11 protein-coding genes are annotated in these 17,909 nt (G+C 45.1%); 1 reads left to right on the top strand and 10 read right to left on the bottom strand.

All coding sequences use genetic code 11. The features are described from left to right. The first annotated feature begins 102 nt into the window (after positions 1–102). Positions 103–951 (top strand): hypothetical protein, encoded by an 849-nt coding sequence (locus tag ABDD94_RS20865; protein WP_345953856.1) that lies wholly within the window; start codon positions 103–105, stop codon positions 949–951. An 80-nt stretch (positions 952–1,031) separates the two neighbouring features. Here ABDD94_RS20865 and pafA read toward each other — a convergent pair whose 3' ends face one another. From pafA to ABDD94_RS20915, 10 genes are all read right to left on the bottom strand, one after another. After that, positions 1,032–2,687 (bottom strand): alkaline phosphatase PafA, encoded by a 1,656-nt coding sequence (gene pafA, locus ABDD94_RS20870; RefSeq protein ID WP_345953857.1) that lies wholly within the window; start codon positions 2,685–2,687, stop codon positions 1,032–1,034. 92 nt (positions 2,688–2,779) lie between these two features. Next, a complete protein-coding gene (locus ABDD94_RS20875; RefSeq protein ID WP_345953858.1) occupies positions 2,780–3,970 on the bottom strand; it encodes a PepSY-associated TM helix domain-containing protein in 1,191 nt (396 codons plus the stop codon). Between the two features lie 22 nt (positions 3,971–3,992). Beyond that, entirely contained in the window at positions 3,993–6,416 is a 2,424-nt protein-coding gene (locus ABDD94_RS20880; protein WP_345953859.1) for a TonB-dependent receptor, read from the bottom strand. 39 nt (positions 6,417–6,455) lie between these two features. Continuing rightward, positions 6,456–8,819 carry a TonB-dependent receptor gene (locus tag ABDD94_RS20885; protein ID WP_345953860.1) on the bottom strand — a complete coding sequence of 788 codons (2,364 nt, stop codon included), beginning with the start codon at positions 8,817–8,819 and terminating at the stop codon, positions 6,456–6,458. A 483-nt stretch (positions 8,820–9,302) separates the two neighbouring features. After that, entirely contained in the window at positions 9,303–9,692 is a 390-nt protein-coding gene (locus ABDD94_RS20890; RefSeq protein WP_345950162.1) for a helix-turn-helix domain-containing protein, read from the bottom strand. A gap of 151 nt (positions 9,693–9,843) precedes the next feature. Next, the gene (locus ABDD94_RS20895) at positions 9,844–11,256 is read right to left on the bottom strand and encodes a TolC family protein (RefSeq protein WP_345953861.1); all 1,413 of its coding nucleotides are present in this window, start codon (positions 11,254–11,256) and stop codon (positions 9,844–9,846) included. A gap of 79 nt (positions 11,257–11,335) precedes the next feature. Then, positions 11,336–14,536: an efflux RND transporter permease subunit gene (locus tag ABDD94_RS20900; protein WP_345950160.1), complete on the bottom strand. Its 3,201-nt coding sequence runs from the start codon at positions 14,534–14,536 to the stop codon at positions 11,336–11,338. Positions 14,537–14,561: 25 nt separating this feature from the next. Next, on the bottom strand, positions 14,562–15,701 hold the full coding sequence (locus ABDD94_RS20905; protein WP_345953862.1) for an efflux RND transporter periplasmic adaptor subunit: 1,140 nt from the start codon (positions 15,699–15,701) through the stop codon (positions 14,562–14,564). A gap of 253 nt (positions 15,702–15,954) precedes the next feature. Further along, positions 15,955–16,551 (bottom strand): TetR/AcrR family transcriptional regulator, encoded by a 597-nt coding sequence (locus ABDD94_RS20910; RefSeq protein ID WP_352432880.1) that lies wholly within the window; start codon positions 16,549–16,551, stop codon positions 15,955–15,957. Between the two features lie 239 nt (positions 16,552–16,790). Continuing rightward, complete coding sequence (locus ABDD94_RS20915; protein ID WP_345953864.1) at positions 16,791–17,876, bottom strand: PAS domain-containing sensor histidine kinase; 1,086 nt, start codon at positions 17,874–17,876, stop codon at positions 16,791–16,793. Between the last annotated feature and the right edge of the window lie 33 nt (positions 17,877–17,909).

Genomic DNA, 17,909 nt, shown 5'->3' on the forward strand with positions numbered 1-17,909 from the left:
TAAACGCCTTTACCAGGCAAATACTATGTTTGTAAACACAAACCGGCTTAGCTGGTATATGTGTTTACAAACAACTTTAACTCCGCCAGCGCCAAAGGTACAATGAATAATAACCATACCCAACATAACGTAGCGCTACTGGTGCACACCTGTGACCGTTACCGTTTTCTGTATGATGGGTTTAGTTATTTTTTTAACCAAAACTGGGATTTCGACACGCAGTGTAACTACTATTTTGCTACAGAGGAAGTGAGCGTAAGTTTGCCCCACTTTGCCAACATCAAATCGGGCCGGGGCGAGTGGGCCGACAGGCTGCGCCACCTGCTGCAAAATGTAATCACCGAAAAGTATGTCATCTACTTTCAGGAAGATATGTGGTTGAACCGGCCAGTAAGCAGCAGCTTTTTTAATGAGCTATTTGCATTAATGGCCCATAACCAATGGCAACAAGTAAAGTTAGATAGCGCCGATATTTACAAAACGCATCCTACACCTTATTATATAGAAGGCTTTAATATAGGCTTGCTCGACAATAAAACATCCGGCTATTTGATGTCGCACCAGGTTACAGTTTGGGAAAAGGAATTCCTGATTCAGCAATTGCACAAGGGTGAGCATCCCTGGCGCAACGAGCGCAAAGGCACCAAGCGCCTCAAAAAGCTCGATCCGCAGATATACCATATCGATTACTTTGCACAGAACGGCCAGCAGGCTATTAATCAAAACCAGGTGCAAATAATGAGGAGCGAGTACCATACTGTATCGGGCAATAGCATGTTACAGGATAACGTACTTCCTTATATAAAACCGCTACAGCAAGCTGGAGTTGAACAGCAGGCCTATGCCGCTCAATTACTGCATCACTATCAAAACCAACTAACGCACGACGGCCAACCCAAACCCCGTAAGGAAGATATTTTCAAGAAGATTAAAAACTTCTTTAAGCGTTAGGTAAACGCTACGGCCTCAAAAAAAAGCTCGTTCAAAAAGTAAGAAGGGAATAACTCAACTAACCTATTCCCTTCTATAAATTATTTCAATACTTCCGGTATCACCTTACCAATACAACCGCTCGGCATTTGAATATGTAGTAAAGCAGCCAGCGTGGCCGATATATCTGTCATATGCGTATCTCTATTGAGAGCACCATGTTTTACACCCCAGCCCATAAATACCAGCGGTATATGCGTATCATAAGGTGAACTAACCCCATGTGAGGTGCCCGTTTTGTTGCGGCCCGCATACCAGCCCGGTTTCAGTATAAGTTGTATGGCACCGCTACGTTCGGCATTATAGCCGTTAACCATGCGCTCCTTCAGCTCTGCCGGTATGCCGGCTTGGGCTATGTTCTGCATATCTGCCGCATACAATACTCCTTCCTGCTTACGTAACCAGTTAATGCAGTCTTGCTTTATTTTATCAAAATCAGCTTTGCTGTTAGTAATAGCTATGTTGTTAAAATTAACCTGATAGTTATCAACCCCCAATACCGCACGTTTAACTTTGTACTGTTCTTCTATCATACGGTTTAACTCGCGTACAGCCACACTACCATCAAATAAGCCGGTTGGGATATTATGATCTTTCAGGAAAGTGCTGTTATGCGCTGCGCCATGATCGGCCGAGAGGAATACCGTATAATTACCTTTGCCTACTTTGGCATCCAGGTAAGTAAAAAATGCAGCCAGGTCGCGGTCTAAACGCAGGTACACATCTTCGGCCTCAATAGAATTTGGCCCAAACTGGTGGCCTACATAATCGGTTGATGATAAGCTCACCGCTAAAAAGTCGGTTTGCGCACCGCGGCCCAATTGCTCGGCATCTAACGCGGCCCGGGCAAAATCTAGCGTTAGGGTGTTACCAAACGGCGTGCTGCGGATGGCACCGTAATCGGCTCCCTTAATGGCAGGCAAATTATGCGGAAAAGTAGGCGTTGTTTCGCTTCTGTACGGCGTTTCATACGGCACATTATCGGCAGTGCTTTGCTTGTAGGTGTCTATGGGGTAAAGTGTTGTCCAGGGCTTGGTTAGGTATGTACCAACTAGTTTTTGCTCATTAAACTTTTGCACCCATGCCGGTAAGTTTTTAAAGTAATAAGTGCTGGTTATAAAGTTACCGCTAACATCATCAAACCAGTAAGCGCCATCAGGCGTATGGCCGGCAGGCAATATGCTGCCACGATCTTTCAGCGCAATGCCAATAACCTTTGAACGGAAGTTGGTTGCCAGCTTCAGCTCATCAGTAATAGTGCTGGCCTGCAGGTTACGGGGCGACATGATGCCGGCCGGAGAGGTTGTACCCACACTTTGCACGGTAGTATCCTCGGCGCAATACATGTTGCGGCCGGTGGCCTGTATATAAAAGTTATTTGCTGCTATGCCATGTATGGCCGGTACGGAACCTGTATAAATACAGCTATGACCCGGACCAGTTTCGGTTGGCAGATAATCGATATGTGTATTTTCGCAGGTAAAGCCTTCGCCCAGCATGCGCTTAAAGCCACCGGCCTGGTAACGATCGGCAAAGCGGTACAGGTAATCCCAGCGCATTTGATCTACCACAATCCCTACAACTAATTTGGGGCGGGCTACGCCAGCAGTTGCAGCGGCAGAGGTTTTAGCTTTTTGTGCAGTGCTTATTAAAGGAGCTATGGCCAGAGCGGCCAACAGCAAACGTTTTATTATCATTATAGCCTGTATTTGTAAGGTTCAAATATCAACAATGAAAATAAAACACTATGTGATTTTTTTGTTATGATTTTAAGAACATTAATATCAGTTTATGCCCCGCCAACTGCCTTTTTACCAGTAACCACTTGCAAATGCCGCTGTGATTTGTGATGTGTTACCTGGCGCAGGCGTTTAGCCTTTGGCTTTTTGCGTTTGCCCAAATAGATTATTAACCCGGTAATGGGCAGGCTGGCACAAATCAAACTAGCTATAAAAGCAATTATCTTGCCCGGCAAGCCAGCTATCTGACCTACGTGTATGTCGTAGTTCATATTGTTCAGTTTCATGCCGGTGCTTTTTTTAGCATGGGGCATGTAATTGAGCAGTTTGCCAGTGTACTTATCAAAGGTATAATAATCATTAAAAGCATATTTGAGCGGTTGTGCATACGCGGTGGCATGCAGTGCCCCATCTGCCCCCGCACCTTCATACAGCATATACATCAAGGCATTGGGTGATTGTTTGCGTATGTAAGCATAGGCTTTGTCTATAATAGGTTCTGGTGCAACGTTTCCTTTGTTAAGCGAGTCTGATTTAAATTCTTTTAACTCGGCAGCATAACTTTTACCCAAATTACCGGCTTTGTATATGCCTTTCTCCATCCACTCAAAACTCATGGACAGGCCCGTTATGGCTAATATGAGCGCTATAGCGGTAGAATAAAAGCCCAGCACATTATGAAGGTCATAATTAACACGCCGCCAGCGACCATTCCATTTTACGGTAAAGCTGCGTTTGCGGTCTGATTTGCGCTTAGGCCACCACAGCACAATGCCGGTAATCATTAGCATTACAAAAATAAGCACCGCCACACCTACCACCACTTTGCCAATTTTAGGAGGGAGGAGCAGATACAGATGTATAAATTCTACTATAATGAAAAAGTTGGTGCGTGGATTTTCGTCAGACAAATACTTACCTGTGTAAGGATTGAAGTACATGAAGTGCTGCGCCTTCTTTTCATCCGTTAAGCGAACCTGTGCCGACCGATCTGCGCCCATGTAGGCCACCATACCCGCCTTACCTTTAGGGAACTGCTTTAAAGCGGCCTGCTGCAGGTCAGTAGGCTTAAGGTAGGGCGCGTTACTTACCGCTACTTTTCGGTAATCATATATAGCATCCTGTATCTCGTCCTGAAAACAGAATAAACAACCGGTAATGCTCACTATAAACACCACAAGCCCGGATACAAATCCGAGCCAGCGGTGAACAAATAGCACAGCTTTTTTAAAAGCAGTCATATGTTAAGCGTTTAAGGTGCTATTAAAATTTAAACGTCAGGTTGGCTACTACGCTGCGAGGCATTTGTGGCTCCACGGTTGTCCATCCTTTAAAATATTCTTTATTGGTTAAATTATCTACCTTAATACCTAAGCGGTACTGGCGGGCATTGTAAAATATAGTGCTATTCAATACGGTATACGATGGCAAGGTAAACTCACCTATGCGGGTATCATTGGCAATAATGTTTTTACCAGCATAATTACCGCCAAAGCCTACACCAAAGCCGCTTAATTTACCGGTTGGCTGTGTGTAGCTAATCCAAAGGTTAGCCAGATCGGCCGGACCAGCACTCACCGGCCTGCGGCCTTGTACAGTTGGGTCGGCATCGGTTAGCTTGCTGGTATTATGACTGTAACCGGCAACCAGGTTAAACCCGTCAATAGGGTTGGCAATGATGTCAAGCTCAAGGCCTTTACTTTTTTGGGTGCCGTTTTGTACGGTAATATTATAGCTTTGGGTCCCCCGTACCACTTGCTCGGTACGGGTCATGTTCTTAACCGATATATCGTAGTAGCTTGCAGTAAAGGTTAAGCGGTTTCTAAAAGTGTTTACCTTTACACCGCCTTCAATCTGGTTGGCCTGCTGTGGTTTAAATACGCCCGAAACATCGGGCAGGGGCTGTGTTACCGGAGCCACGTTACGGAAACCATTCATGTAGTTACCAAAAAGGGAAACCTGATCTTTTACCAGCTGGTAAACCAGGCCGAATTTTGGCGATACGGCAGTTTGCTTATAATCTCCCGTTGTAAGGTTGGTAGCCAGGTTATAAGTTCCGTCGTTATCAAAGCGGTCTACCCGTAAGCTGAGCATGGCCAGCAAGCGGTCGGTCACATTTAAAACGTCTGATGCATAGGCACTGTAAACGTTGCTAATGGTGCGGTTCTTGGTATATCCGGCTGTGCTGGCGCCAATGCGGGTTACTATTGATGACTGGTTGATATTTGCATAACGCAGATCGTTACGCGAGGAATTAACCTGATCGAATAGGATATATGGAGCATTGTTGTTATGCGTAATCTGGTTCAGGAAATCCAAACCCACTACTATACGGTTGCGTAAGCCGCCTATCTTAAAATCGCCGTTAAAGTTCTGCTGCACATCAACCACCGTGCTGGTTGAGTTCTGAATACTGGCATAACGGTTTAGCAAAGTATCACTGGCGCCAATGTACATCACATATTGGTTAATACCATCAGTTTTACGATAGCTGCGTGACAGGCTGGTTTGCGACGTCCACTGATCTGACATTTTATAGGTGGCCACACCGCGTACGTTTACAGTAGGCGTTTTAATGGTAATATCATTAGCGGTGTATGAGCGTTTAAAATCAAAGTTAAGTTCGGCCGGTGTACGGGCAATGAGCTGCCTGCTGCGGTTCAGGAAAACCATTAGCGGGTTAGTGCCTTCGTAATTGTAAAACTCAGCATTCAGGTTCAGCGTAAGCTTGTCATTGGCACGAAACTCTAATGATGGTGCTACAAAGAATGATTTACGGAAACCTACATCCTGAAAACTATTTTGATAATGATATGCTGCATTTACACGGCCCAGCAGTTTTTGGCTCTTATCCAGCGGACCATATACATCGGCCTGCAAACGGCTTAGGCTAAAATTACCGGTTGAGTAAGATATATTACCACCCAGCGTATCAATTGGCCGTTTAGTTACCACGTTGATTAAACCGCCAAAGTTAGTTAACGCACCGCCAAAAAGCGTACCCGACGGACCTTTTATAACCTCTATTCTTTCAATGTTGGACGGGTCCAGGTCGCCGTTGGTTAGGCCGGCAATACCATCAATCAGCGAGGGTTGTATAGTAAATCCACGTAAGGTATAATATGCCGCACCATCACCTGCCCTGCCTGTTGATGACCAAAGCTTATCCAGCCCCGGTGTGTTTTTTAGCGCATCGTTAAAGTTGGTTGTGATTTGCTCGGCCAGCAGTTCTTTAGAAACACTGCTGAAAACCTGCGGATTTTCGAGGTTACTCAACGGCATCTTAGCCACATAAGGGCTTTTACGCGCGGCCAGCCTGTTAATTTTATTTGAGGTAATATTCACCGCGTCTAACTGCGCCATATTACTGCTAATGGTAACAGTTGGCACAGTTACGGTTTGACCGGCCGTAACATTAACTTGTGTTTCAATAGGTTTTATACCAACGTATGATACTACCAAGGTATATGAACCAGCCGGTGCCTTAAAGCTATATTCGCCATGATCAGAAGTTATGGTACCATACTTAGTGCCTTGAAGGCCCACTGACACATTATCGGCCGGTTTGTTATCGGATGTTAAAATTTTACCTTTTATAGTGCCGCGGTTTTGCTGCGCAAAGGTTGCAGCTGTACCAAAAGCTACTAAAATGAGTGTAAAAAGTAATTTGGTATATAGCTTATTCATTAATTAAGGGGGTTGATATATAAAAAAGGAACTTAAATGTTAAAATCTGTAACCAATAGAGGCACGTACTACGGCCGGGGCCTCGGCCTGCCAGGTGTAAACCCTGCTGCCTGTTGGGCTTAAATAATTTTCGCTACCGCCCGAGTACAGGTACGTGTTTAGTATATTGTTTACGTTTACCGCAAAGCTTAACTTTTTGATCTGGTAGGATGCAGCAGCGTCAAGGCGGAAGTAGTTGGGCAGATCAGCTGTGCCTGCGCCCAGGCTCCAGGGTATACGGTTAAGCTGCCACTGGTAACCGGCCGATAAGCCCAAACCTTTTAAAGAGCCTGTTTGTACGCGGTAGCTTAACCAGGCATTGGTAACATGTTTGGCAAAGCCGGGTACCGGAGTACCCACATTGGCAGGGTCGGTATCTTTTGATATTTCAGAATTAGTATAGGCATAGTTGGCCATTAAGCTAAGGCCGCTTACAATTTCGCCGCGGGCGTCAAACTCAACGCCGTGCGTTTTGGTTTGGCCCAGTTGTACTACCAGTCCGCTGGTTGGGTTGTTAGGATCCCCTACTAACTGGTTGTTTTTGGTGATTTGATATACCGAGACCGAGGTACTCCATTTGCCGTTGAACCAATCGCGTTTTATACCGCCTTCAAGGTTGTTTCCTGTAATAGGGTCAGGGCTCCCTCCGCCAACAAGATTACCAGTTTGCGGCAAAAACGCCTGATCGTACACACCATATACTGCAGTGGCATCATTAACAGAATAGCTTATGCCAACACGTGGTGTTATTTTTCTGTCGTTAGCACCAGCTTCAACTGCCGTAACATGGGTAAAACGGCCAGCCAGTGTTAAGCGCAGTTTCTGATTTAAAAAGCCCAGTTCATCCTGCACATAAACCGATTGGTAATGCTGCATACTGGTAGCGCCTGCACCGCGCTCACTAAGCGGCTTAGTGCGGTCAAAAGTTGGCATTGCAACTGTGCCGTTGTTAGGGTGATTTATGTTAAACGGCGTAACGGGATCAAGCGAGCCCGACTGGAAATAATCGGCTACGTAAAATTTGTCGCCAAAATCCAACCCGCCCAAAATGCGGTGTACCACAGTGCCCGTTTTAACTTCGCCGTTTACAAAGGCTTGTGCAAATTTGTTACGGTTGCTGGCATCCCACAGGCCCAGGCTGCGGTCAAGGTCGCCATTATTTTGTATATAATTTATCCAGTAGCTGTAAGCATTTTGCTTGTAGTTAAAATATGCTGCCTGGGCCGTAAATTTCCACTTATCGTTAAACTTGTGCTCAAAGTTTAAGAAAGCGCTATGATCGTATATGTCTGATGCTGGAGAATTTTCGGGCGCTAGGGTGAAGTTGCGCGACAAGCTTTCATAACCATTTGTAGAAAAAAGGTAAGCCGTACCAAAGGCATTCATACGCTGGCGCTGGTAAGTATACTCGGCGGTCAGCATGGTTTTATCGCTGAATTTATAGCGCAATACCGGTGCAATAGCCATACGATTGGTAAAATCATAAGGGCGCCAAGATTCTGTTAGCTGTCCCATCAGGTTTAAGCGATATTGCAGTTTACCGTTGCTGGTTATATTGCCATCAAAATCGGCGGTGGCCCGGTAAGTGTTAAAGCTGCCTGCCGTAAAATCAAACGACTGGCGGTTTACACCCGTAGGCTTTTTGGTAACTACATTATAAAAGCCGGACGGATTACCGTTGGCCAGCATAAAACCAGCCGGACCTTTAACAAACTCGATACGGTCAACAAACGACATATCTTCGTTCAATGGCCCCCAGGTGGCTTCGATGTTCATTCCGTTACGAAAAGGCGCCAACCTATCGCCACGGGCGTTAATGCGGGCGTAATTACCCCAGTGCTCCTGCATGGTTAAACCGCTTACATTGCGCGATGCACCTTCGAGCATGGTAAATACCACCTGATCTTTCAACTGATCGGCTGTAACTACCTGGATGTTTTGCGGCACCTCCAGTAATGGCTCGTTAAGGCGCAGTGTAGGTGATGGATTATCTACCTTATATTTTTTTGTTTTGGCTTTAATTGCTACTTCGGTTAGCTGCTGTGCATTTTGCTGTAACATAAAATCGACTGTAACCGATTTACCGGCAACAACGGCTACATCTTTCTCGGCAGGTAATAAACCGATGGCTGATACCGACAGGGTATAAGATGCCGCCGGGGCCTTAAAAGTGTACTCCCCGTTCTCGTTGGTTATAGTGCCGTAACGTGTTCCCTTCAGGTTAACGGATACATTATCGGCCGGCTTATTATCAGAAGTATAAACTTTGCCTTTGATGGTTCCGCGGCTTTGCCCAAAAGCTGTGGCCGAAGCTAACAGAAAGAAAAGTAAGGTAAAGACTAAGGTTTGACGGCGTTGACTCATTTTATTTAGACTTATTATAAATAACGCCCAAAAATATAAACAAGTCATCAAAAAGCAAACTTATTTTTAATTATTCTAAATAAAAGACGGGAAAGGTGTGATTTTGATGGCGTGAGCTACACTTATACATTTTAAGCCGAGGAGGCTATTTATTTATAAGCTGGCGACATGGCTATTTTCTTAAGCCTGATTAACGCTACTAACCGAATAAGATTTCTCTATCGCCCGAAATTAGGGAAAGTTTAAGCGGTAATATCAGCGCCGCAACTGTACTGTTAAATGTGTGGGGCCATCGTGCCCGGATTGAATGCTAACTTTGAGCGGTTATAAATATAGCGCAATCCAGGGGTTTTGCTTTTTCAGGCGATGCAAATTTAGGGTAATAATCTACAACACCTTTAACCGCACCTGCAATCCGCGTTTAAGCGTTAAAACGCTTACTTTTTCTCTACAGCTACACTGTTTTGTGTAACCTGATGACAGTTATGCAGGCTGTTGGCGACGACTGCTTATTATACGCTCGCGGTGTTGCATTCCCCATAGTCTTAGCTCAGAAAGCACCTTATCTAATGACCGGCTGTAGGGTGTAATTTCATAAGTAACCGTAACCGGCGTAGTATCATAAACCCTCCGTATCACAAACTCATTCATTTCGAGGTCCTTTAATTCTTTAGAAAGTATTTTGGGCGTAATATCGCCTAAGGCGCGCTGTATATCCTTAAACCTCAGAGGGCCTTCAGAAAGCGCTAAAATTAAGGGCAGTTTCCATTTGCCGCTCAGCACATAAAGCGCATCCCGTACGGCACCCACGCTGGCTTGGCACACCTCACGGGCAAGGCGGTTTGGCAGGCGTGTTTCAGTTATTTCTTCCATTAAATTAGCTTAAAGGTATTAGTATCTTTAGGATAGTAAATATAAGGTGGTTAACTTTTATAAACAAGCAACTCCGTTACTGCCTAAAAATAAAGGGACCCCGATTACTCGCAGGTCCCCTCTCTCTACTATCACTATTTACAACGCAAGGTTATCTCCAACCGCCCCCAACAGAGCGGTACAGATCGACAGTAGCATCAAGCTGCGCCTTTTTAATGGCAGCCAGTTCCAGTTCGCTTTGCAGTACATTGCTTTGTGCAGTTATTACTTCCAGGTAGTTAGCCATCCCGTTTTTAAACAGCAGGCTCGCGTTACCGGTAGCCTGGCGCAGGGTTTGTGCCCGGTTAGCTATTATGGCTTGTTGCTGGTTCAGTTTATCTAAACGCACTAAGGCGTCAGATACTTCACCCACAGCAACCAATACCTGCTGACGGAATTGAATGATCGATTTTTCGCGTTCTACCTTGGCAAGATTATACTGTGTTTTCAATTGCCCGCGCTGAAACAGCGGTTGCGTTAACCCACCGGCTACTGTTCCGAATAAAGAGGCCGGTATATTAAACCAATTGCTGGCCCTGAACGAGTTTACACCACCCTGCGCAGTTATGGTTAATGATGGATACAGCTGTGCTTTGGTAACGCCAACCTCGGCATTGGTGCGCGCCACATCCAGTTCGGCGCTGCGCACATCAGGGCGCAGGCTTAGCAGGGTTGATGGCAAACCTGCCGATAATACCGGTGATACCGGAACGGCATCCAGGGTTTGGCTGCGAATTACAGCGGCAGGTAATTTACCGGCCAGTATACTCAAAGCATTCTCCTGAATGGTGATATCCTGCTCAAATTGCGGTATTAAACGTGCGGCGGCCAGTTGCTGCGCCTCGGTTTGTTGTACGGCTAATGAGGTTACCTGGCCTGCGTTAAACTGCAGGCGAACTATACGTAAAGTACTGTCATTTAACCGCAGATTTTTGCGGGCTACAGCCAATTGTGCATCCAGCATAAGCAGGTTATAATATCCTTGCGATACGCTGGCCACAATTTGAGTCTGTATAGCTTTGCGCGCTTCTTCGGTTTGCAGATATGAAGCTAAAGCTGCAGCCTTACGACTGCGGATCTTACCCCAAATATCGGCCTCCCATGAAATGTTAGCCGCAGCGGTATAGTCCTCAATGTGTTTGCTGCCCAGAAATTGGTTCAGGCTTAGTCCGTTCAAGCTATTATCTGACGGGCGGTTGGTGGTAGCCGTAACATTTACGCCTACGGCGGGCAGGTAACCCAGTTTGGATTGTTTATAGGTGAGCTCTGCTGCTTCGATATTTTTAACTGCTATCTGCAAATCGTTGTTGCGGGTTATAGCGCTATCGAGAAGGTTTTGCAGGGTAGTTTCGGTAAAGAAACTTTTCCAGGGCAACCGGGCTATAGAAGCGGTATCGGTTACTGTGGCTGAGCGGTAGGAAGTAGGCAGTTGCTGATTAGGCACCTGCACATCCTTAGATACCTTACAGGCGCTCAGCACCAGCAGCAACGCTGCAAAAAGGTATCCGTTTATATGCTTTTTCATGATGGTTCATTAAGAGCCCCTCCCAAACCCTCCCCGATAGGGAGGGCTTTTGAAGAGCAAGGTGTTTAAGGTTATATCTTTATGCGGGGTTTACTTCATGTTGAACGGCAACCGCATGGCCATGGTTATTATCGGGGTGTTTTACAATTACCGGCACACCACTAATGCGCTCCTGCAAATGCTGGAACACTACGAATAATACCGGGATGATGAATAAGCCCAACACTACACCGCTGAGCATACCGCCGGCTGCACCAATACTGATGGAATGGTTACCCTGAGCAGACGGCCCTGTAGCTGTCATCATCGGAATCATACCGGCGATGAATGCAAGCGAGGTCATGATAATAGGGCGCAGACGTGAACGGGCGCCTTCCAGTGCGGCATCAATTAAACCAGCACGGTTGCGGCGGCGTTGCAAGGCAAACTCTACAATCAGAATAGCGTTTTTAGCCAGCAAGCCAATGAGCATAATGAGGGCTACCTGTACGTAAATGTTGTTTTCGATACCGGTTAAGCCAATGGCTGCAAATACACCGAATAAACCTGTTGGAATTGATAGGATAATGGCCAACGGTAGGATGTAACTTTCGTACTGGGCAGCCAGCAGGAAGTAAACAAACACCAAACAAAGCATAAACACTACGGCTGACTGACCGCCCGATGAGATCTCCTCACGGGTTTGGCCAGAAAACTGGTAAGTAAAACCGGCCGGTAGTTGTTCAGCGGCAGTTTCCTCAATGGCTTTAATGGCATCACCAGAGCTAAAGCCCGGTTTTGGGATAGCGTTAATTTGTATAGAGTTGAACAAGTTGTAACGTGAGGCGGTTTCAGAACCATAAACCCGGGTTAGTTTAACCAGCGTATTGATCGGCACCATTTCGCCAGCCTTGTTTTTAACAAACACACGATCAATAGATGTAGGGTCGGTTTTGTCAGCAATATCAGCTTGTACAACCACGCGGTAGTATTTACCAAAGCGGTTAAAATCTGATGCCTGGGCGCTACCAAAGTAGGCTTGCATAGTTTGTAAAACGTCTTTCACGTTTACGCCAAGCTGGTTGGCTTTTTCATCGTTAACCTCTAATTGTAATTGCGGATAATCGGCTTTAAAAGATGTGAAAGCGTAGGCAATAGCCGGCTTTTGCATCAGCTTGCCAATAAAGTTATTGGCTACGCCGCTAAACTTATCCAGCTTGCCACCGGTTTTATCCTGCAGTACCATATCCAAGGCTTCCACGTTACTGAAACCCGGTACGGTAGGGAAACTGAACACAAAGAAACTGCCTTTTGAAATAGCACCCAGCTTACCTCTGATAACGTCTTGTATAGCGTTGATGTCTTTCACCTCGCCACGTTCTTTGTTATCCTTTAGCAACACAAACACAACAGCTGATGAAGGGCTGTTAGAATTGGTAAGCAGGTTAAAGCCCGATATAGCAGTCACAAACCTTGCAGCTGGTAATGCACGCAGTTCGGCTTCGGCCTGATTCAGCATTTTGGTAGTCGCATCCAGCGATGTACCTGAAGGGCTTGATACGGCAATAGCCACGAAACCTTGATCTTCTGTAGGGATAAAGCCTGATTTGGTGCTTTTAACCATGTAGATGGTAACGGCAGTTAATAAAGCCAAACCGGCCATACTTGCCCACTTGTTACGCACCAGGAACTTTAAGCCACCAACATAGCGATTGGTTAAAGCGTTAAAACTGCTGTTAAAACCTGCGTAAAACCGCTGAACAAAGCCTTTCTTAGCATCCGGGTTGCCATTATGGCTGTGATTGCTCTTTAAGAACAAAGCTGCCAGTGCCGGACTTAAAGTTAAAGCGTTAACAGCTGATATCACAATGGCTATTGACATGGTGAAGGCGAACTGACGGTAAAATATACCGGTTGAGCCATCCATAAAACCAACAGGTAAAAATACCGCCGCCATAACTAAGGTGATGGAAATAATAGCGCCTGTAATTTCGTGCATGGCCGAGGTTGTTGCAGCCTTTGGAGCCAGGTGCTCGTTCTCCATTTTGGCGTGTACGGCCTCCACTACCACAATGGCATCATCTACCACAATACCAATGGCCAGTACCAGTGCAAACAGGGTGAGCAGGTTAATAGAGAACCCGAACACATTCATGAAAAAGAACGTACCTAAGATAGCTACCGGAACGGCAATGGCAGGAATTAAGGTAGAACGAAAATCCTGCAAAAAGATGAACACTACGATAAACACCAGTATAAAGGCCTCTATCAAAGTATGTTCAACCTGGCTTATAGATTCATCGAGCGCGGTTTTTGTACGGTAAAAGTTATTGTATTTAATACCTGCCGGAAAGTCTTTCGATGCTTTTTCCATCAGCTTGTCAACCGCTATCTGAATTTCATTGGCGTTAGAGCCGGCTAGTTGTATTACACCCAGTGCAATACCATCATGGCCGTTCAGGTGGCTCACGCTGGTGTAAGAGTAAGCGCCTAACTCTACACGGGCTACGTCTTTTAAGTGCAGTACCGAACCATCGGCGTTGGCACGTATAGCAATGTTGCCATACTCTTCTGGCTTGGTAAGCTTGCCTTTATATTTGATAACATATTCAAATACTTCCTTGCTGCGCTCGCCCAGTTTACCCGGCGCTGCTTCAATATTTTTATCCTGTATGGCAGCCATCACCTCAGCAGGAGTAATTTTGTAGGCAGCCATTTGGCCCGGGTTGAGCCATACACGCATTGAGTAATCTTTAACACCACCAAATATGCTGGCCGAGCCCACACCGGGTATCCGTTTAATTTCGGGGATGATGTTGATTTGGGCGTAGTTAGCTACAAATGTCTGGTCGTATTTTTTTGGATCTTCGGTATATATACCCACGGCGCCAATTAAACTGTTTTGCTGTTTAGTGGTAGTAATACCTTGCTGTATAACCTCGGCCGGTAACTGGCTGGTGGCCTGGGCTACGCGGTTTTGCACGTTTACAGCGGCCTGATCGGGGTTGGTGCCTTGTTTAAAGTAAACTGTAATGGCTAATGAACCATCGTTACTGGCGGTTGAGCTCATGTAGCTCATATTTTCCACACCATTAATAGCTTCCTCAAGCGATGGTGCAACAGAGCGTAGTACGGTTTCGGCGTTTGCGCCGGGATAAACAGCTGCAACCAATACTGCCGGCGGGGCAATATCCGGAAACTGTTGCAGGGGCAGTTTGGTTAGGCCTAACACACCCAGTATCACCAACAAGATGGAGATAACGGTGGAGAGTACCGGCCTTTCTATGAATTTCTGAAACATGACTTTTATGTTTAGCGTTGGGAACTTAGTTTTTTGCTATGGCAGCTGCTTTTTCAGGCGCTTTTTGCGGGCTTATTTTCATGCCGTCTTGCAGGCGGTCAACACCGCTCAGCACAATTTGCTGGCCCTCCTTTATACCGTCCTTAACCAGGTAATTACTACCGCTTTTACCGGCTATAGTAATAGGCTGTTTAGCTACTTTGTTACTGTCGCCAACGGCGTATACAAATACTTTATCTTGCATTTCAATAGTAGCATCCTGCGGTACAATGGCTACCTTGTTGTGTTGCAGGCTTAATCTTACCCTACCGGTATTGCCAGAGCGCAATAAACCAGAAGCGTTTGGAAAGCTGGCCCTTACGGTGATAGCACCGGTGGTTTTGTCAAACTGTCCGTCAATCATATCAATTCTGCCAGGCAACGTATAAGTACTTTGGTCTGACATTACAAGTGATACCGGCGGCAGGTGTTTAATTTTATCTTGCAGGGTACTGCCGGCATATTGTGATTTAAAGTTGATAAAATCGGTTTCACCAAGGGAGAAGTACACATGTACCTCATGCACGTCAGATAGCTGGGTTAAAGCCTCGGGATCATTCGGTGCTACCAGGCTACCTTGTTTTTTTAACAGGCGGCCAATGTAGCCGTTTACCGGTGCTTTAATTACCGTGTAACCTAAGTTAATTTGCGCTGTGCCTACCTGCGCTTTGGCCTGGGCTACATTAGCCTGTGCTACTTGTAAAGCAGCTTTGGCAGCCTTAAGCTGATAATCAGATACTACTTTATTTTGTACCAGCGGGGTCAGTTTTTCAACCTCAAGACGGGCGTTGGCCAATGCACCTTCGGCTGCGGCCTGGCTGGCTTTAGCGTTATTTAATGCCTGGCGGTAAGGGCTATCGTTAATCTTAAATATGGGCTGTCCTTTAGATACGTAAGCGCCCTCATCGGCGTACACACGATCTAAAGTACCGCTTACCTGCGGACGTATCTCAACATTAACCGAACCTTCAACAGATGCGGGGTATTCTTGATAAGTGGTTGCAGTATCGGTATGTATAACAGCTACAGGCAATGGCTGTGGTGGCGCAGCCTGCTGTTGTGCCGGCTTTTCTGCACAACCGTACAAAAAGGCTGTAAGTGTTAATAGGATTGCTAGTGATTTCATGATAATAGGGATTCTTGTGTTGTTGCTTGTTGTCAAAGTTGCGTTGTTGTAGATTACGGATGAATGATGTTTGATAAATAAAGGCGTTGATTTATGTCAATACTTCAATCAAAACATCACCCATTAAACAGTGTTAAACTATTTAACACTGTTAAGCTATGTGAAAGCCGTAGGGAAACATGGATTAAGGTGTATCATACTATTTTATGATGTTTACTTATTTAACACTGTTAAGTACCGGACTAAAAAAAAATCAATCCTTAATGGCTCTCATAATTCCGCCGATAGCCTCTTTTAATACTTGCTCGTTTATACCATCGGGTACGCTTTGGCGCACCAAATTAATGGATATTAAACCATGCACAACCGACCAAAAAGTGTAATAGCGTTTACAAACCTCTTCCTCGGCAGCGTTCTCACCAATCAACTGTTTAATGACTTCAAAAATCATATTAGCCGGAGCTTCCACTTCAGGTACGTTTTGCTCAAATACACAACAGTTAACCTCAATACCAAACATCAGCTGATAAAGCTCCTTTTCGGCGAAGGCAAAGTTCCAGTAAGTGAGCCACATAGCTTCAAGCTGCTTTTCGGGCAAGCGGTGCGCATCGCGGGCAGCTTGCATATCGTGGCCTAAAATGCGGTATCCTTTTTTGGTAAGTTCCAGCATTATGGCCTCTTTATTGGCAAAGTATTCGTAAATTATAGGAGCAGTATATTCAATAATATCGGCAATCTTGCGCATACTTAATGCCTGCCAGCCTTCAGTTTTACCAATACACAGGGCAGCGTCCAGAATATTACTTCTGGTTTCTTCTTTTAATCGCATTATCCTGTCTTTACTGGCCATTTTATGAAGGCATTAAATTATTTAACACTGTTAAGCAAAGGTATATACTCGGCTCAAAGATAGTTTAATCTAAATGTCATTTGTAACTGGTTGAATTGTCATGTATAGTACAAAACACGTCAATTCTACACTTTATAAGGAAACTGGAGACGTAAGCCTAATGTATCTACGATAACACAAATCAAAAATGATCAAAGGTAAGTACAAAATTGCGTGCCGGGCAGGTGTTAAGAATGAAATTAAAAGTTAAGCCCTATTGGAAAGTCCACGTAAAACTTACAGCTCTTTCTTTCATCGCTTTCAAACCAAACACTTCCACCGTGCGACTCCATAATTGATCTAACAACCCACATGTCCAATCCAACCGGCTCTTCGCCATTGGCAACAGCCTCGGCAGGCTTATGAAATAACACTGGTTGCAGCTTTTTAGGTATACCGCTACCATTATTTTCAACAGTTATGGTAACTGAGTTTTCCAGCTGCTCCATATGTACTTTAATTAACCCATCATCACGCGTTAACGTAATGGCGTTTGACATAAGTTTATTGATCACCTGCAAAAACTTTGAATGATCTACTTGAGCAAAAATTTTATCGTGCGAGCATGTAAATTCAAATTTAGTTGAAAGACTGTTTGGTGATTGAATGAAGATATCCATTACCTGCCTAACTTCCTGCACCAGATCAAGCCTTTCCTTACTTAACACAACTTTTGTTGTATCCAGCGGCTCGGTGCTAAGCAGGTTCTTAATCATCTCCAAATTCTTCTTCGAAACGTCTCTGATCATTTTAAGCCACTCATGCACCTGCGTATGATCTTCCGCCGGCAACTCGGCACCAATAGCCGACGCCAGTGTACTTATAATGCCAATTGGACCGCGCAAATCATGTGATAAAATCCCCATTACAGAGTCCTTCCATTCGTTCACTTTCTGCATGTTTGAAAAGCCGGCTTTTCTTGGCGTATCATCTTCGGCTATTCCAAATACAAAAGCGGTGTCGTTACCGTCCAGCACCGGATATATCTTTAGTCTTATCCACCTTTCTACCTTATCGGGCCGTAAAATTCTGAAATTGATTAATGCTTTGGACTGCCTTTTGCCTGCAGCTATATACTCCGATTTAACATAGTCAACATCATCGGGATGCACGATGTTGAGCAGCATGGCGGGATTATTGATAAGCTCCTGGCAACTCAATTTAGTAACGTACTCAAAAGCGTTATTTATAAATTCAAAGCGATTGCCCTGGTAATCATAGATAAAGTAAACCTCATCTGCCTGCTCAGCTACTTTTTTTAAAAAGTCAATATCAACACGTTCCATCTTATATGACTAAATTAACGAAAAAGGCAAGAC

Origin of the sequence: Mucilaginibacter sp. PAMB04168 (genome assembly GCF_039634365.2) — a bacterium.
Taxonomy (GTDB): Bacteria; Bacteroidota; Bacteroidia; order Sphingobacteriales; family Sphingobacteriaceae; genus Mucilaginibacter.

What these genes read in the sequence shown, in the direction of transcription:
- ABDD94_RS20885 (WP_345953860.1), bottom strand. Translation starts at nt 8,819, where the DNA reads ATGAGTCAACGCCGTCAAACCTTAGTCTTTACCTTACTTTTCTTTCTG.
- ABDD94_RS20890 (WP_345950162.1), bottom strand. Translation starts at nt 9,692, where the DNA reads ATGGAAGAAATAACTGAAACACGCCTGCCAAACCGCCTTGCCCGTGAG.
- pafA (WP_345953857.1), bottom strand. Translation starts at nt 2,687, where the DNA reads ATGATAATAAAACGTTTGCTGTTGGCCGCTCTGGCCATAGCTCCTTTA.
- ABDD94_RS20865 (WP_345953856.1), top strand. Translation starts at nt 103, where the DNA reads ATGAATAATAACCATACCCAACATAACGTAGCGCTACTGGTGCACACC.
- ABDD94_RS20915 (WP_345953864.1), bottom strand. Translation starts at nt 17,876, where the DNA reads ATGGAACGTGTTGATATTGACTTTTTAAAAAAAGTAGCTGAGCAGGCA.
- ABDD94_RS20875 (WP_345953858.1), bottom strand. Translation starts at nt 3,970, where the DNA reads ATGACTGCTTTTAAAAAAGCTGTGCTATTTGTTCACCGCTGGCTCGGA.
- ABDD94_RS20900 (WP_345950160.1), bottom strand. Translation starts at nt 14,536, where the DNA reads ATGTTTCAGAAATTCATAGAAAGGCCGGTACTCTCCACCGTTATCTCC.
- ABDD94_RS20905 (WP_345953862.1), bottom strand. Translation starts at nt 15,701, where the DNA reads ATGAAATCACTAGCAATCCTATTAACACTTACAGCCTTTTTGTACGGT.
- ABDD94_RS20880 (WP_345953859.1), bottom strand. Translation starts at nt 6,416, where the DNA reads ATGAATAAGCTATATACCAAATTACTTTTTACACTCATTTTAGTAGCT.
- ABDD94_RS20895 (WP_345953861.1), bottom strand. Translation starts at nt 11,256, where the DNA reads ATGAAAAAGCATATAAACGGATACCTTTTTGCAGCGTTGCTGCTGGTG.
- ABDD94_RS20910 (WP_352432880.1), bottom strand. Translation starts at nt 16,551, where the DNA reads ATGGCCAGTAAAGACAGGATAATGCGATTAAAAGAAGAAACCAGAAGT.